The 22,874-nt window shown below is 48.6% G+C and carries 26 protein-coding genes; 1 reads left to right on the forward strand and 25 read right to left on the reverse strand.

What is annotated here, in order from left to right:
- Positions 1 to 74: 74 nt before the first annotated feature.
- The 7 genes from ASF12_RS34600 to ASF12_RS19185 all read right to left on the reverse strand — a co-directional run bounded on the left by ASF12_RS34600 (position 75) and on the right by ASF12_RS19185 (position 4,405).
- Entirely contained in the window at positions 75 to 200 is a 126-nt protein-coding gene (locus tag ASF12_RS34600; protein WP_155973309.1) for an S-layer homology domain-containing protein, read from the reverse strand.
- Between the two features lie 99 nt (positions 201 to 299).
- Positions 300 to 482 carry an S-layer homology domain-containing protein gene (locus tag ASF12_RS36600; RefSeq protein ID WP_081418950.1) on the reverse strand — a complete coding sequence of 61 codons (183 nt, stop codon included), beginning with the start codon at positions 480 to 482 and terminating at the stop codon, positions 300 to 302.
- A complete protein-coding gene (locus ASF12_RS19170) occupies positions 454 to 687 on the reverse strand; it encodes an S-layer homology domain-containing protein (RefSeq protein ID WP_056038055.1) in 234 nt (77 codons plus the stop codon). The genes ASF12_RS36600 and ASF12_RS19170 overlap by 29 nt, the downstream gene beginning before the upstream one ends.
- Before the next feature lie 46 nt (positions 688 to 733).
- Entirely contained in the window at positions 734 to 892 is a 159-nt protein-coding gene (locus ASF12_RS34605; protein WP_155973312.1) for a hypothetical protein, read from the reverse strand.
- A 9-nt stretch (positions 893 to 901) separates the two neighbouring features.
- Positions 902 to 1,195, reverse strand: coding sequence for a hypothetical protein (locus ASF12_RS19175; RefSeq protein ID WP_056038058.1), 294 nt, complete (start codon positions 1,193 to 1,195; stop codon positions 902 to 904).
- A 553-nt stretch (positions 1,196 to 1,748) separates the two neighbouring features.
- Positions 1,749 to 3,539, reverse strand: coding sequence for an ATP-binding cassette domain-containing protein (locus tag ASF12_RS19180; RefSeq protein ID WP_056038061.1), 1,791 nt, complete (start codon positions 3,537 to 3,539; stop codon positions 1,749 to 1,751).
- Positions 3,536 to 4,405, reverse strand: a complete 870-nt coding sequence (locus ASF12_RS19185) for an ATP-binding cassette domain-containing protein (RefSeq protein WP_056038062.1) — start codon at positions 4,403 to 4,405, stop codon at positions 3,536 to 3,538. Before ASF12_RS19185 ends, ASF12_RS19180 begins: the two co-directional genes overlap by 4 nt.
- A 125-nt stretch (positions 4,406 to 4,530) precedes the next feature.
- Between ASF12_RS19185 and ASF12_RS19190 the strand changes: the two genes are divergently transcribed.
- Positions 4,531 to 5,160 carry a biotin transporter BioY gene (locus ASF12_RS19190; protein WP_235533218.1) on the forward strand — a complete coding sequence of 210 codons (630 nt, stop codon included), beginning with the start codon at positions 4,531 to 4,533 and terminating at the stop codon, positions 5,158 to 5,160.
- A 142-nt stretch (positions 5,161 to 5,302) separates the two neighbouring features.
- On the opposite strand, the gene ASF12_RS19195 is transcribed toward ASF12_RS19190, so the two are convergent.
- The 18 genes from ASF12_RS19195 to sleB form a co-directional block, all read right to left on the reverse strand.
- The gene (locus ASF12_RS19195) at positions 5,303 to 5,794 is read right to left on the reverse strand and encodes a RicAFT regulatory complex protein RicA family protein (protein WP_056038065.1); all 492 of its coding nucleotides are present in this window, start codon (positions 5,792 to 5,794) and stop codon (positions 5,303 to 5,305) included.
- 76 nt (positions 5,795 to 5,870) lie between these two features.
- Positions 5,871 to 7,460, reverse strand: a complete 1,590-nt coding sequence (miaB, locus tag ASF12_RS19200) for a tRNA (N6-isopentenyl adenosine(37)-C2)-methylthiotransferase MiaB (protein ID WP_056038068.1) — start codon at positions 7,458 to 7,460, stop codon at positions 5,871 to 5,873.
- A 254-nt stretch (positions 7,461 to 7,714) separates the two neighbouring features.
- The gene (locus ASF12_RS19205) at positions 7,715 to 8,290 is read right to left on the reverse strand and encodes a phosphate propanoyltransferase (protein ID WP_056038071.1); all 576 of its coding nucleotides are present in this window, start codon (positions 8,288 to 8,290) and stop codon (positions 7,715 to 7,717) included.
- 217 nt (positions 8,291 to 8,507) lie between these two features.
- Positions 8,508 to 8,768, reverse strand: a complete 261-nt coding sequence (locus ASF12_RS19210; RefSeq protein WP_025335291.1) for a stage V sporulation protein S — start codon at positions 8,766 to 8,768, stop codon at positions 8,508 to 8,510.
- A 139-nt stretch (positions 8,769 to 8,907) separates the two neighbouring features.
- Positions 8,908 to 9,702, reverse strand: coding sequence for a TIGR00282 family metallophosphoesterase (locus ASF12_RS19215; protein ID WP_056038072.1), 795 nt, complete (start codon positions 9,700 to 9,702; stop codon positions 8,908 to 8,910).
- A gap of 76 nt (positions 9,703 to 9,778) precedes the next feature.
- Positions 9,779 to 11,320, reverse strand: coding sequence for a ribonuclease Y (gene rny, locus ASF12_RS19220; protein WP_046230788.1), 1,542 nt, complete (start codon positions 11,318 to 11,320; stop codon positions 9,779 to 9,781).
- Between the two features lie 231 nt (positions 11,321 to 11,551).
- Positions 11,552 to 12,181, reverse strand: a complete 630-nt coding sequence (locus tag ASF12_RS19225; RefSeq protein ID WP_056038075.1) for a RecX family transcriptional regulator — start codon at positions 12,179 to 12,181, stop codon at positions 11,552 to 11,554.
- Between the two features lie 119 nt (positions 12,182 to 12,300).
- A complete protein-coding gene (gene recA, locus ASF12_RS19230) occupies positions 12,301 to 13,362 on the reverse strand; it encodes a recombinase RecA (protein ID WP_056038078.1) in 1,062 nt (353 codons plus the stop codon).
- Between the two features lie 260 nt (positions 13,363 to 13,622).
- Positions 13,623 to 14,870, reverse strand: a complete 1,248-nt coding sequence (locus ASF12_RS19235) for a competence/damage-inducible protein A (protein ID WP_056038082.1) — start codon at positions 14,868 to 14,870, stop codon at positions 13,623 to 13,625.
- 158 nt (positions 14,871 to 15,028) lie between these two features.
- Positions 15,029 to 15,604, reverse strand: coding sequence for a CDP-diacylglycerol--glycerol-3-phosphate 3-phosphatidyltransferase (gene pgsA, locus ASF12_RS19240; protein WP_056038085.1), 576 nt, complete (start codon positions 15,602 to 15,604; stop codon positions 15,029 to 15,031).
- A gap of 221 nt (positions 15,605 to 15,825) precedes the next feature.
- Positions 15,826 to 16,317: a YajQ family cyclic di-GMP-binding protein gene (locus tag ASF12_RS19245; protein WP_046230783.1), complete on the reverse strand. Its 492-nt coding sequence runs from the start codon at positions 16,315 to 16,317 to the stop codon at positions 15,826 to 15,828.
- A gap of 37 nt (positions 16,318 to 16,354) precedes the next feature.
- Entirely contained in the window at positions 16,355 to 17,254 is a 900-nt protein-coding gene (locus ASF12_RS19250; RefSeq protein WP_056038088.1) for a helix-turn-helix domain-containing protein, read from the reverse strand.
- 20 nt (positions 17,255 to 17,274) lie between these two features.
- Positions 17,275 to 18,042, reverse strand: coding sequence for a DUF3388 domain-containing protein (locus tag ASF12_RS19255; RefSeq protein WP_046230848.1), 768 nt, complete (start codon positions 18,040 to 18,042; stop codon positions 17,275 to 17,277).
- Positions 18,043 to 18,239: 197 nt separating this feature from the next.
- Positions 18,240 to 18,491, reverse strand: coding sequence for a DUF3243 domain-containing protein (locus ASF12_RS19260; RefSeq protein WP_056038091.1), 252 nt, complete (start codon positions 18,489 to 18,491; stop codon positions 18,240 to 18,242).
- A gap of 106 nt (positions 18,492 to 18,597) precedes the next feature.
- The gene (ymfI, locus tag ASF12_RS19265; RefSeq protein WP_056039063.1) at positions 18,598 to 19,326 is read right to left on the reverse strand and encodes an elongation factor P 5-aminopentanone reductase; all 729 of its coding nucleotides are present in this window, start codon (positions 19,324 to 19,326) and stop codon (positions 18,598 to 18,600) included.
- A 14-nt stretch (positions 19,327 to 19,340) separates the two neighbouring features.
- Positions 19,341 to 20,627: an EF-P 5-aminopentanol modification-associated protein YfmH gene (yfmH, locus tag ASF12_RS19270; RefSeq protein WP_056038094.1), complete on the reverse strand. Its 1,287-nt coding sequence runs from the start codon at positions 20,625 to 20,627 to the stop codon at positions 19,341 to 19,343.
- Between the two features lie 5 nt (positions 20,628 to 20,632).
- Positions 20,633 to 21,907, reverse strand: coding sequence for an EF-P 5-aminopentanol modification-associated protein YfmF (gene yfmF, locus ASF12_RS19275; protein ID WP_056038097.1), 1,275 nt, complete (start codon positions 21,905 to 21,907; stop codon positions 20,633 to 20,635).
- Positions 21,908 to 22,076: 169 nt separating this feature from the next.
- The gene (gene sleB / locus ASF12_RS19280; protein WP_056038100.1) at positions 22,077 to 22,865 is read right to left on the reverse strand and encodes a spore cortex-lytic enzyme; all 789 of its coding nucleotides are present in this window, start codon (positions 22,863 to 22,865) and stop codon (positions 22,077 to 22,079) included.
- Positions 22,866 to 22,874: the final 9 nt, after the last annotated feature.

The raw sequence follows: 22,874 nt of genomic DNA on the forward strand, positions 1-22,874 counted from the left end.
ATATATCCGCCCAATGTATTCATTCACATTTCATTATTTGCTTTACGCATCCAGGATCCGCTAATCCATCCAATTTATTTATTCTTCTGTGCCAGCATGTTAAGCAGCACCGTAACTGCCTCAGCTCTTGTCGCAAGGTCTTGAGGGGCGAAATCATTATCTCCTTTTCCTTTTCCTTGCATTAGACCGGATTGCTTCATAATAAGCAATGCTGCCTTTTGCCCATGCCGGAATTACCGCTTCATCTGCAAACCCAGTTGCAGCACTCGCTGCGCTTGTATGGCCTAATGCAATCGCGATCATTGCTGCCATCTAGCACGTGTAATTTGTGCGTTCGGACGGAAGCTTCCATCCTCGTAACCGTTAATAATGCCAGCTTGTAAGGCTTGACCGACTGCTTTATGAGCCCAGCTGCTAATATTCGTTGTATCTGTGAAGGTTAGAGCCTTTCCATCATCTTGCGGCTTCAGCGTATAGCGTATTCATCAGCATCACAACAAATTCCGCTTGAGAAACCATTTTACCCGGTTTAAAGGTGCCGTCTGCATACCCGTTCACAATGCCGCTGCTGACTGCTTGATCAACATTTGCCTCCGCCCAATGCCCGGAGATGTCACAAAAATTAACATTAATTGGATGAATATCCACAACTAATACCGCAAACTTCGTAAAGGGATTGACATCCACTGTGATTTTATTGCCGCTTATTTTGCTGCCTGCGTATCTACTGTCGTTACTGGAATTTCCCCAAAGACAGGCACCCAGGCACCGTTATTCCCGGTATCGCTGTTTCAGCAATTACCGCTGCTGTTGCTGGGAATATCGCTGTTACAACTCCTGAATCCGTTTCATTTGATGCTGCTGCTTCGAAGACATCCAAGGAATCTTCCATTCCTCCTGTTTATGTATATCCGTTTTTCGGTGTAATGGTAATGGTTGCTGTATATGCTGTATTGACAGCAAATGTGCTATGCGCAGGCAACCAGCCAATAGTAGCTGTGTAATCGGTCGTATCCGCTAGAACCGTTACTGGCCTTTCGCCAACTACTGGCACGTTTTTTCCAGCAATTGAAGAGCCTGCAATTGTGACAATTTTGATATTCTCGCTTACTACCACCAGCACTTGTTCATAGGATGCCTGTTTGCCCGTGGTTGCCGCTGTTCGGACATAAATTTTAGCTCCTGAGACAGGCATACTGCTCCTTGCTTAGCGCTTATTCCAGGAAAAACGCCTCTGACGCTTCAAGGCTTGGAAACTACAGCCTTACAGCCTGCGATTGTTGCTCGGATCACTATTGCTGAGAACACAATTGCTGAGATTACTGTGGCTTGGAACACGAAACTCTGGACCCTCACTCCCTTTTTGGCGGACTAAGGATCCGCTATTCTTACTTTTTCTCCGATTTCAGGCCGCACGCGGACAGGAGATCCGCTATTGCCCTCCTCATCCTGCCAAAATGGCGATGGGCAGCATATTAGCGGCTTCTGAGTCCGCAGCCTGTCCCAAAACCCATGCTTCGATTGAAATAGCGGCTGCTGTGTCCTCCAAAGACACCTTTGTGCAGGGAATAATGTAAACACTTGAAATTAAGAGCATGGCGCTACCTTTCAAGGCGTATGCTCACATTCATTAGACGGCAGCATTCCCGGTAGTAGAGGGATTAAGTACAGGGTTCGAATGTCAGTGAAGCCAGCTTGCTTCCTCGAAAAATACGAAAAGAACGCTAAACCTTCGTCATCGTGAACGTTTAAAATAATGCTACCATATACAGCAGAGCCGCTCCGAAAACCGCCCCGGCAAGCAGCAGCACATCCTGACGGCCAAATCGCAAGCGAAAGCCTTGTGTCGAACGAATCTCACTGTTGCCAAACCCTCTCGCCTCCAGCGCCTCTGCCATTTGCTCCGCCATTCGCAAAATCGAACGAATGTAAGGGATAATCGCCGATGCCAGCATCGAGGGCGGCAATGAGCCGACTGGCGTAATTGCCTTCCCTCGCGCATGCGCGATTTTCGCAAACCGCTCCCATTCCTTAAGCAGCAGCGGAATAAATCGAAATATTAAGGTCACGGTCAACGTAATCGCTGAGATCGGTACTTTAAACCGGCTCAGCCAGCCGAATGTTTGCTCCAGAGCCCGCTGAATTCGCAGCGGCGTCATAAGCAGCAGCATCGGCAAGCCCAGCAGCATGGCGCAAAAAAGCGTCGCCAAGCGGAGCATCGTTCGTGCTGATTGCTCCCAATCAAACGATAAGGGCTGGATCTGCGCTCCGGCTACTACACCGAAGAGCAGAATGATTAAGGCGTAGGCTCGAATAAAGCCGAGCCAAGGCCGCATTTGAGCGCGCAGCGGCAGCCATATGGCGGCTGCAAGCGCTCCTGCCAGCAGCAAGCCGCTCCAGCTATGCTGCATGATGATGGTCGCCGCCAGCAGCATGTAGGCGGCGATAAGCGCTCTTGGATCGAAGCGCGTCGCCAGGCGCTGCGCTTCGGGCTGCGCCGGCGGGAGTTGCCGGCGCTTGGTTTTAGGCAGCGGCGGCGAAGCGTTCGCCGCTGTGGGCTTTGCGCCTGGCGATGGGCGAAGCTCCATCGCTGGAGGCGCCTGCGGCGCGGCGAGCGGCAAAGCCGCCGCGCCAGGCAGCGCCGCTGCGGCCGGGGCATCCGCCCGGCCGCTTTGCGGCTGCGCGGCGGCGGCATGGATCGCCGCCGCAAGCGCCTTTGGCGCCGGCCATACGGCGGCGCCACCGCCCGGCGGCTGCGCCGCGAAGCCGCGCAGCTTCGCCAGCGCGCGCAGCGCCTGCGGCGCAGCTGCATCTGCAGCGTGTGCGTTCGCCCACGCCGATGCAGCGACCGCTTCGCGGACTGAGCCGCCCTCGACCACGACGACTTCGTCCGCAAGCGGCAGCAGCGCTCCCGGGTCGTGCGTTGCCACGACCGCTCCGCGCCCAGACGCCTTGTGCGCCGCTAATACGGCGCACAAGCGGCTTATGCCCTCGGCGTCCAGCCCCGCCGTCGGCTCATCCAGCAGCAGCCATTGCGGCTTGCAGGCCAGCAGGCAAGCGAGTGCGAGCCGCCGCTGCTGTCCGCCGCTGAGCGACCAAGGATCGCGGGCAAGCAGCTCGGCAGGCAAGCCTGCTGCTTGCAGCGCATCATGCAGCCGCCGCTCCTTCTCCAGCGGCTCCAGCTTATACGGCTTCAGTGAATAAAGGAGCTCCTCCTTCACGGTCGCCGCAAACCATTGCGACTCCGAATGCTGGAGCGCGATGCCCGTATTCTGCACGACGCTGCGACTGAGACGTCTGCGTCTGCCCTTTTTCATCCAAAGGTTATCAGCGCCAAGCGCAATTTCGCCTTCGTTCAGCCTGCGAAGCCCTGCCATTGTTTCCAGCAGCGTGGATTTGCCCGCACCATTGCTGCCAATGAGCAGTGTAATCGTGCCTTCTTTAAAAACGAGCTTTTCTTTAATAGTCAGAAGCGTCTTGTCTCGTTCTCCCGCAGCACAGACGCGTATCTCTTCCAGTCTCCAGCTAAGGTCGGTCATCTTTGCAGCGCCTCCGCAAGCCTGTCTACGGTCAAAGGCAAAGGCTTTATTACGATGCCCAGCTTCTCCAGCTCCCAAGCGGTCTGTACCGCATAGGGGGCTTCAAAACCGAGCCGCTCGCACCAGCTCCGCCCTCCTTCTTCACTCCCCGTACTCGCAGCATCTTTTACAATAGCACTACGCTCATAAAACGACTCCGTAGTCCCGTCAAAAACGATTTGGCCCTGTTCCATCACAACGACTCGATCACCATGTCGAAGCTCAGCCAGCTTTTGCGTAATCCATATGATCGTTCCTCCTGCGGCATGAAGCTCCCGCACTTGCTCCCCAATAGCCAGGCTTGCTTCAGGATCAAGCATTGCCGTGGCTTCATCGAGCACCAGCACAGGCGAGTTGACCGCCAAACAGCCAGCAATAGCTGTCAGCTGCTTCTGCCCGCCCGACAAGGTGCCGACAGCTTGGTCCTTCCGTTCCAGCAAGCCGGTTAAGCTAAGCGACTGTTCTGCCAATGCAGCTATTTCATCGCTAACAATCCCATGCTGCTCCAGCATCAGCACAACATCCTCCCAAGGTGTTGCGCCAAGCATGGAAGCCTCGGGCTGCTGCATCACAATTGGAATCGGCTTATTGTAGGCAGCAAGCTTGCCCCCCATCAAATAAGTCCCGCTTTTCTCGCCTACAGGAAATCCGGCAATGACCTTAGCGAGCGTACTTTTGCCACTCCCATTGCTCCCTAGCAGCGTCAGCCAATCCCCTTCCTTCAGGGCAAGACTGACACCTCTTATAATTGGAGGCTGCTCACTCGCCGCATCAAAAACGCGTGGCTTAACCGTCAGCCCCTCAACCCGTATTAAATAATCGTTCAAAAAAATTTCACCTGCCCTCTTCCCCAAAGCGCCGCTCTGTGCTACAATCCATTTTGTTAACCATAAACAAATGATAATTGGTTAACATTATAAAAGCAATCATCATTTTAAAGGAGACGATTTCATTGATCAAAAGCAGTACGAATATTCGCAGCATGGTGTACATAGCCTTGTTCGCTGCCTTATTTATTGTCATGAGCAGCCTTCAATTCAAGTTTGCCGCTTCACCCGTACCGATTACCCTTCAAACGCTCGCCGTTGCCCTCGCAGGACTATTCCTCGGTGCACGCAATGGATTTTTCTCTATTTTGATTGTCGTTGTACTGGCCACGATCGGACTTCCGCTTATTAACGGAAATGGCGGCTTCGGCATGATAGCTGGACCTACCGGCGGTTTTCTCGTTGCCTTCCCCTTTTGCGCTCTGCTTGTAGGCTTCTTCACATCCAAGCTGCTTCATAGCTCTTTTGCAGCAAAAAATCGGGTCGCAACTGCTATTTTGCTATTTGTCATTTTCGAGCTGTTTAGTTCTTTTTTTGCTTATGTCATCGGCATCCCTTGGCTCATGCAAGCAACAGGCCTCTCGTTTCAAAAAGCAATGATCAATGGCTGCTACCCATTCCTCCCCGGCGATGCTGCCAAGTCCGTACTGGCCGTCATTATAACGCTGGCGTTAAAGCCTTATATTTTGCGGATACAAGCTTCAACTAGCAATAAAAACGCCGCTCCTGCTGTTCCATTCACAACAACACCATAAATTCCTTCAAATTCATTACACTCTTTACCTTCAATAGTTACAAAAAAAGGGGCTGCAAGCAATGGTATTCCACCATTGCACAGCCCCTTTCCTGTTTCATTGCACTTGCCCGAATTCCACTGGTTCAACCTCAAGCAAGTTGTTAGTCGCACTCAGCAGGCGCTTCCTCAGCTCCTGCCTCCACATTGATTTTCTCAGAAACCGTATCCCGTACAATGGAAATAACGAGCTGCAGCAAATAGTTGATGTCGGACTGGCTTTGCTGGAATTCCGTTACAATCGGAATGCCGTCCAGCTCATCCTGCAGCACTTCCATTTCCTGCTCGATTTTTTTGACCATCGTTTCGTTTTTGAAAGTTGTCTCAAATGCGACTAGTTCCTTCTGCTTTTTCTTTACAGTCGCAATTAATTCCTGAATTTTCGTATTGCCTTGAATTTGGCTTTCCGCACGGCGGTAATGCTGTACTTCCTCAGAAGTATAAATCAGGTCAGCAAGCTCCTTCGCCTTCTTCATAATGTCTTCGCGAATTAGCAAATCACGCGTATCAAACTTTGGAATGCCGCATCCTTCACCATGCTCATGATGGTGATGGCCATGCTCCGTATTGCCTTGGACCGTTTGTTGCTCAGACATATATCATCTCTCCTGTTATTTAGTTTCAAGTGTAAACGGCTGAAGCCGTCCTTTGGCAGCAAAGCTTCCGTTTCGTTTAGAGTACAACCGCTTCGCGCAGCTCCGTTCCTGTAGGCTCTGCTTTAATATACCAGGTTTTCGCTTCTGTTACTTTCGCTTGAATGAGCTGGCCAATCCATTCCTGTGGGCCTTCCAAATGAACGAGCTTGTTCGTACGTGTACGTCCAGCTAGCACATTTGCGTTATTTTTGCTCTCACCTTCAATCAGCACCTCGATTGTCGTGCCGATCATCCGTTCATGACTCTCCAGGCTCATCTGCTTCAGCAAATCATTCAGACGCTGCAGCCGACGTTTCTTGACATCAAGTGGAACATTATCCTCCATACCGGCAGCTGGCGTGCCCTCACGCGGCGAATAGATGAAGGTATAGGCTGAGTCAAAGCCCACCTCGCGAACGAGCGAGAGCGTATCCTCGAACTGCTCATCCGTTTCGCCAGGGAACCCGACGATAATATCAGAGGTCAGCATAGCATCCGGGATAGCCGCCTTAATTTTACCCACAAGCTCTAAATACATTTCACGTGAATATTTACGGCTCATCCGTTTAAGCACTTCCGTGCTGCCCGATTGAACAGGCAGATGAATATGCTCAACCAGATTGCCCCGCTGCGCCAGCACCTCAATGAGATGATCATCAAAATCTCTAGGATGGCTCGTTGTAAACCGAACACGCGGAATGTCGATTTTAGACATGTCGTTCATGAGGTCGCCAAAGCGATACGCTATATCTTCAAAATCTTTGCCGTAAGCGTTCACGTTTTGCCCAAGCAGCGTCACTTCCTTGAAGCCTTGTCTTGCCAGCTCCCTTACTTCGGCGATGACGTCCTCCGGACGGCGGCTGCGTTCCTTGCCTCTTGTATAAGGCACAATGCAGTAAGTGCAAAATTTATCGCACCCATACATAATGTTAACCCAAGCCCGCATGCCTTCACGTTTCTTCGGCATGTTTTCGATAATGTCGCCTTCTTTGGACCACACCTCGACAACCATCTCTTTGCTGAAATAGGCATTTTGCAGCAGGAACGGCAAGCGGTGAATGTTATGCGTACCAAAAATCATATCGACGAAGGAATGTTTTTGCAAAATACGTCCGACAACCGATTCCTCCTGCGACATGCAGCCGCATACGCCGAGCAGCAAGCCCGGCTTCTGCTGCTTCAGCACCTTAAGATGCCCAAGCTCCCCGAACACTTTATCCTCGGCATTTTCCCGGATCGCACATGTATTCAGCAGCACCACATCCGCCTCAGTCCGATCCTCCGTCGCCGTATAGCCCATTTCCTCGAACATGCCCTTCATAACTTCCGTGTCATGCTCATTCATTTGGCAGCCGTACGTTTGAATCAAATAAAACTTGCCTTTGCCCAGCGTCCGGAATTCCTCCGGTATGGAAAAATCATAATGAACCTCTATATCCTCTTTGCCCCGTTTTTTCTCTTCCTTGTGGTTCGGAGCAGCATTGATTTGAATATTGCGTCCTTTGATTCGATAGGTGATTTTGCCGTCTTCCTCGCTAAGCACCTTCGCATCAGAGAAATCAAAATATTTCGAGTAATCCCTATCTTTATTAGCGGCTTTCAAATCCGCTGAATTCCCCTTTGTCATGCTTTAGTCACATCCTTATATCCTTGTGCTCACCCGTGTTTAAACATCAATAAGAAATTATAACACATATAAGTCCATCGAATCCATTACTGTTGCTGCTAATGCTCTATTTTTTCCAACAAATCTTGAAAACGCCTTCTTATTTGCTTGTTAAAATCAAAAAACGGATAGCAGCTTCTTCGCTGCTATCCGTTTCAAAAATGAGAAAAACCTATTACAGCTTCTTCACAAGCTGTATCTTGGAAAAAGGATGATTAGCCTACAATTTCAGCTGTATCCCCGTTTTTAATGCCTGCGGCATTCGCTTCATCCGTATCAATATGCATGTCCAATGCGAAATCTGGGGATACACGGGCGATCACTTCCTCAAATACGACGCCACGATCTCCGCCAAAACGCACTTTCAGCTTTTGCTTGTCGGCAATGCCCCATTTTTCAGCATCGCTCGTGTGGAAATGAATATGGCGGGCTGCAACGATAACGCCCTCCTCAATCGTCACTTCGCCAGCCGGCCCTTTCAGCGTAATGCCAGCCGAGCCGCTAATATCACCGGATTCTCGGACCGGCGGGTTTACGCCAATCGAGAAAGCATCCGTGCGGGAAACTTCAAGCTGAGTCGCCTTGCGGACAGGCCCAAGAATTCTTACTTTAGGAAAAGAAGATTTCGGTCCGATTACGGCAACCGTTTCATTTGCTGCATATTGTCCTGGCTGTGAGAGAGCTTTCGCCTCCGTCAGCTCGTAGCCTTCTCCAAATAAAATCGCGACATGCTCTTGAGATAAATGAATATGGCGTGCCGATACCCCTACAGGTACTAGTTTTTGTGTCATTGCATTTACTTCCCTTCGCTTATTGATCTGCTTTCCTTGCAACAAGGATCATGTGCCTAATCTGCAACATGCTAGGCAATCATAACATTTATTTGTTTTATCCCACAACAACATATGTCACTATAAAGCAAAAAACCTGCTTACGCGATTGTAGGCAGGCGTTACATATGAACTTTTTTCTACATTTCTCTAACGACTTAAGGCTTCGTTTAAGCGCTTATCTAGGCTCAACAATGAGCTTAATCGCTGTCCGATCCTCGCCATCAATTACGATGTCTGTAAAAGCCGGTATACAAATTAAATCCACCCCGCTGGGAGCAACAAATCCTCGCGCAATCGCAACTGCCTTAATTGCTTGATTTAGTGCACCCGCCCCGATAGCTTGTAATTCAGCGGCGCCGCGTTCACGTAAAACTCCGGCCAGCGCACCTGCAACGGAATTTGGATTGGACTTTGCTGAAACTTTTAATACATCCATAAAAATGTACCTCCTCGGGAATGATGGATGGATTCCACTACTAGCAATAGTATTCGAGAGAGGTAGAAAAATTCCTGCTTTTATTGCCGAAATTAACGAACTGTTCTGAATTGTCTAAACTTTCAATAAAAAAAAGCTGCTACATGAGCAGCCAATCTTCTTCTACAAGTCTAATTTTTTGGAATTTGGTCGTTTCGCCTGTCGCATCGTCGATTTGGATCGACACGCCATGCAAATGCCATTTGCCTTCATCCACGACAAAACGTGTAGGCATTTGGGTCATAAACCGATGCAGCACCGCATTGCGCTCCATCCCCAGCACACCGTCCTTCGGCCCCGTCATGCCAACATCCGTCAAGTAGGCTGTGCCGCCTGGCAAAATCGTGTCGTCATTCGTCTGAACATGTGTATGTGTCCCTACAACGACAGAAGCATGTCCAGCCAAATGCCAGCCCATTGCAATTTTTTCCGAAGTCGCTTCCGCGTGAAAATCGACCAAAATATTTTTCGTTGTTCCATGCGCCACCTCGATTAGCTCATCCGCTTTGCGGAACGGACAATCAATCGGCGGCAAAAACGTTCTTCCCTGCAAATTTATAATGGCGAGCTGCTTGCCGTTCGCTTTAATAATCGCCATGCCTTGTCCTGGCGTTCCTTCCGCGAAGTTCGCAGGTCTTACGATACGAGGCTCATCATCTATCCAGTCAAAAATATCTTTGTTATCCCAAGTATGATTGCCCATCGTAATCCCATGAACACCGCATTCAAACAGCTCATTGACAATGTTCTTTGTAATGCCCCGGCCTGCCGCTGCATTTTCGCCATTTACGATAATAATATGCGGGTTGTATTTCGATTTAAGCGCTGGAAGCACTTGCTTAACGGCTGCACGCCCTACACTTCCAACAATATCCCCAATAAATAATACGTTCATTGCTGCTCACTTCCTTTACCTATTCAGACAGGAAAAGTGGCTGCAGGGCAGCCACTTTTCCGCGTTGCTATGCTGTTTACTTCGCGTATTCCACAGCCCGTGTCTCACGAATAACGGTGACTTTGATGTGGCCTGGATAATCAAGCTCACTTTCAATCTTCTTCGTAATGTCGCGAGCGAGTCGGAATGCTTCTGTATCGTCAATCTTCTCAGGCTGTACCATAACGCGTACTTCACGGCCGGCCTGGATGGCATACGATTTCTCAACACCATCGAATGACTCCGAAATATTCTCCAGCTTCTCCAGACGCTTGATGTACGTTTCGAGCGTCTCACGGCGTGCGCCTGGACGTGCTGCCGACAAGGCGTCAGCTGCACCAACCAGCATTGCGATAACCGAAGTGGCTTCACAATCACCATGGTGGGAAGCGATACTGTTAATAACAACAGGATGTTCTTTGTACTTCTTGGCTAATTCAACGCCAATCTCAACGTGCGAGCCTTCAACCTCATGGTCAAGTGCTTTACCGATGTCATGCAGCAAGCCTGCACGCTTCGCGAGAGTAATATCCTCGCCCAGCTCGGCAGCCATAAGTCCAGTCAAGTAAGCAACCTCCATGGAGTGCTTGAGCACGTTTTGACCGTAGCTTGTCCGATACTTGAGTCTTCCCAAAATCTTAATCAAGTCAGGATGCAAGCCATGCACACCCACCTCAAAAGTAGCTTGCTCCCCGTATTCACGGATACGCTCGTCCACTTCCTTGCGTGATTTCTCAACCATCTCTTCAATACGAGCAGGATGGATACGTCCGTCAGCGACAAGCTTCTCAAGTGAAGTTCGGGCAATTTCACGCCGGATAGGATCGAAGCCGGACAGGATGACCGCTTCCGGTGTATCGTCGATAATGAGATCGATACCGGTCAATGTTTCCAGAGCGCGGATATTACGACCTTCGCGTCCGATAATGCGGCCTTTCATTTCCTCATTCGGTAAGGAGACGACTGATACAGTCGTTTCTGCTACGTGATCAGCCGCACAACGTTGGATAGCGAGCGATATAATATCACGTGCTTTTTTATCTGCTTCTTCTTTAGCCTGCTGCTCGATTTCCTTGATCATCTGCGCTGTCTCATGTCGTACTTCCTGTTCAACATTAGACAAAATAATCGATTTCGCACCTTCCATCGTCAAGCCGGAAATTCGCTCCAGCTCGCTAAGCTGCTGCTTATAGATGGTATCAATCTGTTCTTGGGTTTCATCGATCCGTTTCTCTTTGTTGGCAACTAATTCTTCTTTGCGTTCCAGCGCTTCTAATTTTTTATCCAACGACTCCTCTTTCTGGAGTAAACGTCTGTCCTGTCGCTGAACCTCATTACGACGTTCACGAATGTCTTTTTCAGCTTCGGTACGAAGTTTGTGGACTTCATCTTTCGCTTCCAGCACCGTTTCCTTTTTCTGCGCTTCTGCTTCTTTTTTCGCATTTTCTACGATTTGGATAGCAGCCTGCTCAGCACTGGAAATTTTGGCTTCGGCAATCGACTTTCGAATAAAATAACCAACTCCAAAGAAAATAACGCCAACAACGAGACTGATCAAGATCGTCCAAATAGGATTCATCCTCTTGTTCACCTCCTCGTTGCATTCACAAAAGCAAACGCTTGGAATGATATTTGATTTTAGTCGGTTTCCATACCGTTTTCATCTTCTAACAACTTGCCGAAAATAATCTTCTCAAATCAATTTTTGGAAGGAAAATAGATTTGATGTGGAAGGAATACAAATTCATTTTATCTTTTGGTAAAATCAATTGTCAAGCAAAAGCCCAACGTGATCTTTTTGCTTTATTGATTATGCATTCTCTTCCGCTGATTTTACTGCGGCTTTAATAATGTCTACAGGAAAGCCCCTTCGTATTAAAAAAGCTGCCAGCTTGCGTCTGCGCTCAAACGGCTCGCCTTTTATAGTTCGCCATTTTTTGGAAGCTGTAGCAATAGCTGTTTCAAGCTCCATTTCACTGTCAATTGCCGAAGTAGCGGCAAGCGCAGCTGTTTTCGACACACCCCGCTGCAGCAATTCCTGCTGAATGTAACGCCTGCCCTTCTGGCTGCTTTTCATTCGCTGAGCAGCAAATTGCATCGCATACTGTTCATCATCCACAATATGTTCCTTTTCTAAACGCTCAATGGTGTAATTAATATGATCCTCAGCAATTATTTTCCGTTTCAGATACTGCTCTATTTGCTTGCTTGTCCGCGGCTTAAAACCCAAATAATAAACCGCCATCGCATAAGCGCGATAACGCTCGTCCTCGCTGCCAATTTCCTCTATTTGCGCCTCTGTAAGAAGTTGTCCTTTAAACAGTGTATGGCGGATCAACAGATCCTCATGAACCGATAAAATCGGCTCTTCGCCTTCTGCGAATATAAGATAGCGGCTTCGATGCTTGCTGTCTTTCTCAACCGCTCTGATTTCAATCATAGGCCCTCCATGTTACGTTTTGCAACTAGTTATAAATGCTAAATAAAACAAGTTCGCCGTCCCTAGAAAGGAACGGCGTCATCATCATTCTTTATCCATTTCGCTACTAATTGAGCGTATTAGTCCAATTCAGACTCATCAAAATCGTCTTCATCCTCTTCTTCTTGACCAAGACCTGTCGCTTGAGTAGCAGTCGCTACCAAGTTGCTGGCATCACGAATTTGCTTATCAATGACGTCTGCAATATCTTCATGGTCTTTCAAAAACTGCTTAGCATTTTCCCGGCCTTGACCGAGGCGCTCGCCATTGTAAGAGAACCATGCACCGCTTTTTTGTACAATATCGAGTTCAACGCCCAAATCAACGAGCGTACCCTCTTTGGAAATGCCCTCACCGTACATAATGTCAACCTCGGCTTGCTTGAACGGCGGAGCCACTTTGTTTTTGACAACTTTAATACGTGTACGGTTACCAATCATATCATTGCCTTGCTTCAGTGTCTCAATCCGGCGGACATCAAGACGTACGCTGGAATAAAATTTCAAAGCGCGTCCACCTGGTGTCGTCTCAGGGTTACCGAACATAACGCCGACTTTCTCACGCAGTTGGTTAATAAAGATCGTAATCGTCTTCGATTTGCTGATGGCTCCGGATAGCTTGCGAAGTGCCTGTGACATTAGGCGTGCCTGCAAACCAACGTGCGAGTCACCCATGTCGCCTTCGATCTCAGCCTTAGGTACCAGTGCTGCAACAGAGTCGATAACAACAATGTCAACCGCGCCACTACGAACGAGCGCTTCTGCAATTTCCAGCCCTTGCTCCCCTGTATCTGGCTGGGAAAGCAGCAATTCATCGATATTAACGCCCAGCTTGCTTGCATATAACGGATCAAGTGCATGCTCCGCATCGATAAAGGCAGCTTGTCCGCCTGCACGTTGAACTTCTGCAATCGCATGAAGCGCAACGGTCGTTTTACCAGATGATTCCGGTCCATATACTTCAATAATACGTCCTCTCGGGAAACCCCCGATTCCAAGTGCGATATCTAAAGCAAGCGAGCCGCTCGGCACGACCTCCACTTGCATATGTGTTGATTCCCCTAGTTTCATGATAGAGCCCTTGCCGAATTGTTTCTCAATTTGACGCATAGCCATATCTAACGCAGCACGACGATCAGCCAATCAACTCACATCCTTCGTTATTTATAATATAATGATAACCTTTTTCCGACCCTTTGCCAAGCACTTTTTCGAACATACATTCGTTTTTTTTGTGAAGCCGACGGAAGGCATGCAACTTTTAAATATCTGTAACTAAACAAAAAAAACCGCAGCAAAGTTATCTTCGCCACGGTTCTTCCGTAAGTTGAGTTCAGTATACGCCCGTTTCCGGCAAAAAGCAACACCTTTCGCCAAATTTTGGTCGAAGAACTCTTATATAGTTAGTTTTGAATTGCAAGCCACAAACGGTACAGCAATGTTTTTACAGCGCGAACGCGAATAATCGTCCGGCTGCCGCTTAATTGCAATGGATAAACCATCGTCTCCTTGCCACGCTCGGCAATAGCTATATAAACAAGCCCTACCGGCTTGCCTTCACTCTCCGCAGGGCCAGCAACACCTGTTATAGACACGCCGAAATCGCTGTCTGCGAGCTGCTGCACCCGCTCAGCCATTAGCGCAGCTGTCGATTCGCTTATGGCGCCAGGAGCCCCTTCGCCCTCTAGCTGCGCAAGAGGTATGCCTAGCAGCGCATGCTTCATTTCATTCGTATACGTTACAACACCGCCCGTGTATTCCCCACTGCTTCCAGGTACGCTCGTAATCAACTCTGCTAGCAGACCGCCGCTGCAGCTCTCAGCACTAGCTAGCTTGCGTCTGCTAGCGCGAAGCAGTCTTATGACCGCCTCCTCCAGCGGAATGTCCTCTTGGGCGTATAGATGCTCTCCAATGCGTTCAATAATCTGCTCCACTGTCGCATCAATCTTGCCATCAGCCTCTGCCTGTGTGGCCGCCTTCGTCGAAACGCGAATAGCTACCTCGCCTTCCTTCGCATAAGGAGCAATTGTCGGGTCAACCTGAGCCTCGATTAGATCGAGCAGTTTAGCCTCCAAATTGGATTCCCCAATGCCTGCAAACTTCAGCAACCGCGAATAAAGCGGCTGCTCATGCCCGAGCAGCGTCCGCAGCCATTCCTTGCCCGGCCCGTCGATCATCGGCTTCATTTCCCGTGGAGGTCCCGGCAGCAGCATATAATGCGTGCCATCCTCCGTCAGAGCGTTGCCTACCGCAAGGCCCGCCGCATTGTGCAGCGGTACGCTTCCATCGATAGACAATGCCTGTCTGCGATTGCTTTCAACCATATGTACGCCTCTTGAGCTGAACAGCTCTTCGATTTTATCCATGGAAGGCTTGTGCAAGGACAAACCACGGCTCAAATAAGCAGCCAGCACATCCTTCGTCAAATCATCAAGCGTGGGCCCCAAACCGCCTGTAAACACGAGCAGGTCAGCGCGTTCTCTCGCTGTCACAATTGCTTTGCGAATACGCTCGGGGTTATCCCCGACTACGGTTTGAAAATAAACATCAATGCCTAGCGCGGCCAGCTCTTGGGACAAATACTGTGCATTTGTATTTACAATCTGTCCGAGCAGCAATTCTGTACCTACTGCAATAATTTCTGCTTTCATGCTATTCATCCTCCTTTAGGTAATGGCAGCGCCATTTCGCGATGAAATATAAGCCCATTATAGGGGTGTAACTTATAAATTTCTTATATTTTAAGCAAAAGCATCCTTCCCGAAACAGGAAAGATGCTTTTCAAAAAACGGCAAAGCGCGTTTCATCGTTATTCAACCGGTATTAGATGTTTATTTTTCACAAAATAATCAATTCCGGAATAAAGCGTAATCGCAACTGCGACCCAGCTTGCAATCAAATCAAATGGAAATGAGATGAAAGCAAATGGGAAATTGTTAAGCAAAAGCGAGATAATCATCGTAATTTGTATAGCTGTTTTCCATTTGCCCCAGTTGCTGGCCGCCATAACACTGCCCTCAAGCAGCGCAATTTGACGAAGTCCCGTAACGGCGAATTCACGGCTAATAATCAGGATGGCAATCCAGCCAGCCAGCTTATCCATCTCCACAAGGGAAATCAGAACCGCAGCCACAAGCAGCTTGTCAGCGAGAGGATCGAGAAGCTTGCCTAAGTTGGTTACGATTTTGTTCTTACGGGCGATATACCCGTCCAAACCATCCGTACTCGCTGCCACAATAAAAATAATCGCCGCAATAATCTGGTTATATGTAATGGAATAGTCATCAAATACAACTGAGCCCACATTCATATTAACGAGTAGGAAAACCATAATAATCGGCACTAAAATAATTCTAACCAGCGTGATTTTATTGGCGAGATTCATACCTCATCCTCCCCGAATAAAACAAAATCCGTCCTGCCATTGCCTATCATTGCAATCACCTGTTCTGTCATCTGCGTCTCCCCAGATCCCTTCCGCGAAACTATCTTATCAAGTATAATACATTGTTTAATCTGGTGTCAAAATGAAGAAAAACAGGTTTAACAAAGCCCCCTTCTCCCGCAAAAAGCGAAAAAAGAGGACTTCAATACCGCCACATGCGGTTAACGATAATTTGTAAATTGCAGCTCAATCGGCAAGTTAGCACCGCGCAGCAAATTCATAACAGCTTGCAAGTCGTCACGGCTTTTGCCGCTTACGCGAATTTGATCGCCTTGAATCAGGCTTTTCACCTTAAGCTTCGAATCGCGAATCAAAATATTAATTTTTTTGGAATGCTCCTGATCAATGCCCTGCTTAAGCTTTACATGCTGACGAACAGTATTCGCCGAAGCCGACTGAATTTTGCCGTAATCCATATTTTTGATCGGCACGCCGCGTTTAATCATTTTCGATTGCAAAATATCAATTACACTGTTCAATCTGTACTCATCATCAGAGACGAGAACCAGCTCTTCATTTTCCAGCTTAATGCTGCTTTTGCTGCCTTTAAAATCAAAGCGCGTCTCGATTTCACGCTCCGCCTGCTGAATCGCATTGTTTAGCTCCTGCATGTCCACCTTGGACACAATATCAAATGAACTTTCTGAAGACATGTAACTCCACTCCCCTATAAAATAGCTATTATCCGTGTTATGGCGTAGCCGAACCGGTCGCTTCCGGGCTGCCTGCATTCGCCGATGCCGCCGGATTCAACTGGATTTTTTTTGAGCCTGCACGGTCCCCATCGGGAACAAGCACGCCATCAACTGAAATCGTGACCAGATCGGCACGGCCCACATTGATATATAACGGCTGAGTCAATTCAAAGTTCAATGTCGAGCCGTCATTTGCATTTTCCGATAGCAGCGCGCTGCCTTTTGAGCCGCCTTCACGAACTTCCATCCAGCTTTTCCCGCCAGCAACCTTGATTTCCAGCTTGTGCACGGCTGTTCCTGGACCTACATCATAATGGTCGACCTTGCCGATTTTCGATGAAAAAGTAACCGTCACATCCTCCTGAATCGTCGGTGTAGGAGATGGTGTAACCGTAGGCGCAACAGCACCCGTTGACGCTCCAGCTTCCGGCGTTGGCGTAGGTGGTGCAGATTCATCGGTAATTTTCGTACCTTGATCAACCATATCAGAAGGTTTGTCTTTTTGATTAATGACAAAAATCCATACGACCGCCACAATCAAAATCAAAAATGACCACATCATCACATTAAAGCCGAGCTTGCCAATACGGTCAGAGCCGACAGACTGTACGCGTCTGGGCGGCCTTGTGGTAACAGGCTCCGTTAATGTTTCTGTAATCGTATTCGGTACTTCCTTCTCGTGCAGGCGCAGCACCTCTTCGGTATCAAGCCCTACAGCTTCGCAATAATTTTTCACAAAGGCCCGCAAGTAGAAGCTTCCCGGCAGCACGCTGTGATCGCCGCTCTCGATAGCTTCGAGGTAGCGTTTGCGAATTTTCGTCGTTTCCTGAATATCGTCAAGCGTCAGCCCGCGTTCTTCACGCGCCTTGCGGAGCAGCGCTCCAAGATTAGACATGCCTGCTTCCTCCTTTCAACTTAAAAATCATCCGAGTAATTTGCAGTAAACGATTCGTACGTAATTTCCTCATCCGGCGTATTGCGCAGCTCTATAATAATATCAAAATGGCTGTGATCGTATTGGGACTCTTTAATAAAAATATCGGGATGCTCAATGACCTTCGTCGAAGGCATAGCCATAATTTCCTGCAGCAAGGCATGATGGCGCTCATTGGAACGAATCGTGCTCACAATGCCGTCAATAATAAAAATATTATTTTCGTTCATTTCTTCTTCCGACAGCTGGCTTCTTACCGTTTGGCGGAGAAGCGTTGAAGAAACGAACGCCCACCGTTTATTTGAGCATACGCTGCCAGCGATGATGGATTCTGTTTTCCCTACGCGCGGCATGCCACGTAAACCTATTACCTGATTGCCTTCACGTTTAAACACTTCGCCAAGAAAGTCAACGAGAATACCCAGTTCATCGCGGGTAAAACGGAATGTTTTGCGATCGTCAGAATCCCGTTCGATATATCTTCCATGGCGCACAGCTAAAATATCTACAATAGTTGGCGTCCGCAGCTTGTTCACTGTAATATTATCAACTTTTTTCAGCATTTTGCCGAGCAGCACGATTTTTTCTTCATCATCGGTTTGCAGCAGCATGCCGCGCGTCCGGTCTTCTACACCGTTAATCGTCATTATATTAACTTCCAACATACCAAGCAAAGAAGCTATGTCGCCGAGCAAGCCTGGCCTGTTCTTATGTATCTTATATTCCATATACCATTGTTTTGATTCCAGCCTAATCACCATCCCAGCACATTGTTGACCGTACATTTCCTGTTGTCCGTCAAAATCTTATTCTACAATTTTCGCCACAATCCTGCAACCTCACATCAAAACTATTGAAAAGATAGCGGCCGGTGCTTGCGGTTATGATTCATATTCGCAGAAAAGCCTCCGTGCGGGAGGCTTTTCTGCGAATAACATGTAGCGGATTACGCCTTTTGTACCAGCTTTATCATGAGGCAGGCTAGAACTTTACGCTCGGAATCGTCGCCTGCATCCCACAGTTCCTTCAATACGCGCTGCTCCTCATTTTTCGGATCGACCTTTTCATCGAGAAAAGAACCGATTTCGAAGGCCAGGCTGGTGATGGCCTCATCATTCATTCCGATTTGCTTCGCATGCTGCACCTTGTCAGCCAAAAACTGCTTCCACGTATCGAAGTTTGTAAGAACGGTTGACATTTTTCTTCGCCTCCTTGTTTTGTGAAGAATCATCAACAGTCATTATTTTGCTTCGATACGAGGCAGATTATGCGGATCATTTGCCATCAAAAAACAGCATTTTTCCTTACGTATGCCAGCCGCCATTCGGACTTATGACTTGACCTGTAATGTAGGAAGATTCCGGCAGGGAGAGAAAATAAACGAGCGAAGCGACTTCATCCGGCTGGCCGAGGCGGCCCAGCGGAATTTCCTGCTCTAATGCTGTTTTCTCATCCTCATTGAATCCATCCATCATTTCGGTGTTTACCGCTCCAGGAGCAACCGCATTGACTGTAACGCCCGACGGCGCCAATTCCTTAGCCAAAGCTTTCGTGAAAGCGTTCATCCCTCCCTTGGAAGTGGAATACAGCACTTCACAGGAGGCGCCTGATATTCCCCAAACGGAGGAAACATTAATAATTCGGCCGAAACGATTTTCAATCATGGGCGGCATAAAAATCTGGCTGCACAAAAACATTCCCTTCAAATTGACAGCCATCAGGTCGTCCCATTCTTCCTCCGATACGTCCATGAGCATGCCATAATGCGCAACACCGCCATTGTTAACGAGTATATCAGGCATTCGGTTATGTGCCTCAAGCTTGTCTCGCATGCGCAGCAGCTGCTCCTTGGAGCGCAAATCAGCGGTAATGGTCATTGCATCTCCGCCAAGCTGCAAGCATTCCCTTGCTGTTTCATTTGCCGCCTCATGGGCGTTTAAATAATGGATGACGACATTCATGCCTTCCGCCGCGAAGCGCCGCGCAATTGCGGCGCCGATGCCACGGCTTCCCCCTGTTATAAGCACAGTCATCTCCCCCAGCGTCTTCACGCCTCAGGCTTCTCCACTATTGATACCGCCAGCTGATTAAAATCGAAATGCTCGCGCAGGCGCTCATTTGCCTGCTCAAGCGTACAGCTTTCATACAACGGCAGTACATCAAACATATCGCTGTCGCGGAAGCGGTAGCGTGTAAATTCGCCTGCGATGGATTCAGGGGAGTTCAGCATCCGCAAGTAACCGCCGATTTTTTTTCGTTTTGAGCGTTCAAAGGCGATTTCATCGAGTCCACTCTCAAGCGCTTGCTCAATAGCAGACTTAACACGAGCTAGCAGCTGCTCTGGATTTGGCGTATCTCCGCCAAGCACCGAAAACGCATAACCCGGATTTGCATTATATTCGGTTCCAAAGGAATCGGAAATAAGCTGGCTTTCATATAGCTCTTCATACAAAGCGGAGCTTGGCCCGAACAATACGTCCAGCATTAGCTTGGAAGTAACTTCCTGACGCAGCAGCTCTTCGCTGGATAGCCCTGTGTTTTTCTCCTTAAAGCCAAACATGCATTTTGGCAGCGATACCGGAAGCTTCGTTACTTTATGCGGCGTTTTGACCGAAGTCGGCTCATCCTCAAATAAACGACGTATTTCACCCTGCGGCTTGAAGTTTTTAGCCGCTTGATTGCGCCTTACAAGCTCAAATACTTCCTTCGCATCTACGCCGCCAACGACGAACAGCAGCATATTGGATGGGTGGTAAAAGGTTTCATAGCACTGATACAGCGTTTCCTTGTCAATTTGATAAATCGACTCTACAGTGCCGGCAATATCAATATGAACCGGATGGGTGTGGTACAGCGCATCAATAAGCCCAAAATAAACGCGCCAATCGGCATTATCCTTGTACATATTGATTTCCTGTTCGATAATGCCTTTTTCCTTGTCCACATTCGTATCGGTGAAATAAGGATTTTGCACGAAATTAATGAGCGTCTCTAAGTTGGCAGGAATTTGCTCCGTCGCTGAAAACAAATAGACAGTACGGTCGAAGCTCGTAAAAGCGTTCGCTGAAGCGCCTTGGGAAGCAAACGTAGCGAAAATATCGCCAGTTGGCTCCTCGAACATTTTATGCTCCAAAAAATGGGCAATACCGTCGGGAACTTTGACCGCTTCCCCATCGCCGACTGCAAACCAATTATCTACGGAGCCATATTTCGTCGAAAATGTTGCGTAGGTTTTATGAAAGCCCTCTTTAGGCAGCACTATGACTTCAAGCCCATTATCCAGCACTTCACGATAAAGCGTCTCCTGTACGCCCTTATACTCCAATGGTTGCACGATGGTTACGCCTCCTTCCGATCACGCAAATAATAAATCGTATCGAGCTGCACATTTTGTGCGACTCTGACAATATCAGCAGCAGTAACGGCCTGCACCTGCTCAAGCAGCTTCTCGGCACTTCTTTCCTTGCCGGACAGCACCGCATTAAAATCGTAAGCAATCATTTCATAAGCGGAATCCTGCAGCTCGCGCAAATGATTCGCTATCATCGCTTTCGTCTGGCTCATTTCAAGCTCGGACAGCTCGCCTTGACGCATGCTCTCAAGCTGCTCGCGAATAATTTTGACCGCTTTCTCATAGTTCTCGATTTCGATGCCTGACTGCACCGTGCATATGCCTTTATGTCCATCAAGACGGGAAGCGGCATAATAAGCCAAGCTTTCCTTCTCACGCACATTTAAAAATAGCTTGGAGTGCGGATATCCGCCCAGCACACCATTATACATAAGTGCTGCTGCATAATCATCATCGCCATAAGCGACGCCCGTACGCAGGCCCAAATTAAGCTTCCCTTGGGTCACATCCATCCGTTCAACAACCATATGAACCTCGCGCACCTGGTGAGTAACGTCTGCCTTTGGATAATTTGCCGCTGCTCCGTCTGTCAGCTTGAATGCATCACGTACATAAGCTGTCACTTCCTCAAGCGTAGTATCGCCTACTACGTACAAATCGAGCGCCGCTTCATCAAGCCACTTCTTATATTGCTTGTAGAGAGATTCCGGGGTTATCTCGTCAATTACAGCCAGCTTGCCAAGCGGATGCAGCCTATAAGGCTCATTCGCGCACATTTCTTCAACGCAGCGCTCAGCGGCATAGCGAATTTTATCATTGACGATGGACTCCAGCCGCTTCGTGAGCGTCACTTTCTCCGCATCGACGTATTTGCGGCTGAATGCGCCATTTTCCAGCAGCGGCTCAGTCAGCACCTCGCCAAGCAGCCCTAATGACGCAGCAAGCAGCGGCGTGCCCGAAGATACGAATTGATCATTAATCACATCCATGCGGAATTGAACGATTTGAGAATCGCCACGCTTATATACATCAAAGCCGAAGCCGGCACCGTACAAATCGTCGAGTCGCTCGCGAAATGCTTTCGTCTCAGGCGTCGCCGCCGTCCCTCTGCGCAGCACAAAAGGAATAAGAGCTGTCTCTGTAACCGTATCTTCTGCAAGCACGCGCCCGGCAAACAAGGAAATCGCGAACGTCTTGAAACGCTTAGTTGGCAGCACATGCAGCCGTATTCGACCAAATTGTCCTCTTTCGAAAAGTGTCACCTTCGCTAGCTCCTTCCAAACTAAATTCTTATGCCTACAAAAAGCATAACGTTCTATGCTTCAAGTAAATGTATTCCAATTTCGAGCTTCCTATACCATTCTAACCGATGCGAAAAGGAAGAAGCAACCAGAGCTGCGTTAAGGCAGAACGGTTGCTTCTTTACAGGCTCTACATGCAAAAAATATGCTTGCCTATCGTTTTCACTTGAGGCCTGGTCCATATCCACTTCGAGGTTGCCGTTTCCGGATTAAAATAATACAAGCAGCCATTTGATGGATCCTGGCCATTGATGGCATCCATCACCGCACGGCTGGCTGTTTCATTTGGCGTCAGCCAAATTTGGCCATCCGCTACCGCGGTAAAGGCACCCGGCTGAAAAATAACGCCCGAAATCGAATTCGGAAAGCTCGTCGATTGCAGTCGATTTAAAATGACGGCTGCAACGGCTATTTGCCCTTCGTAGGGCTCGCCTCGGGATTCGCCGTAAACGGCGTTGGCCATCAGCTTCAAATCATTGGCGCTGAGGCCCAGCTTATTGCCCTTGGAAAGCGAGCTTCCACCTCCGCCGCCATTGCTAGGGGCAGCTGTATTACCCGAGCCAGCTTGTCCAGATGAAGAATCTGCTGCTGTCGGCTTCCAGGCTTTAGTCGCTTCCCAAAGCTTCAGCTTTGTCGATGCCCCAACTACACCATCGGCCTTCATTCCAAATTTCCATTGGAACCAGGTAACGGCATTTTTCGTGCTTGCTCCAAACTGTCCATCCACTTTGCCGCTGAAATATCCAAGATGCTTCAGCCTGCCTTGCAGCTCGTACACATCATTGCCCGAGGAACCAACCTTGAGCGTAGCATTACTGAACGTCTCCGAAGTCTTGACTTGATGCATATGCCGGAGAGAGTAGGAGCCAAACAAGACGAAAACGAGTACTGCTGTTATGACCATTAGTCGCTTTTTCATAGAAGGATC

The organism is Paenibacillus sp. Leaf72 (assembly GCF_001422685.1).
Taxonomy (GTDB): Bacteria; Bacillota; Bacilli; order Paenibacillales; family Paenibacillaceae; genus Pristimantibacillus.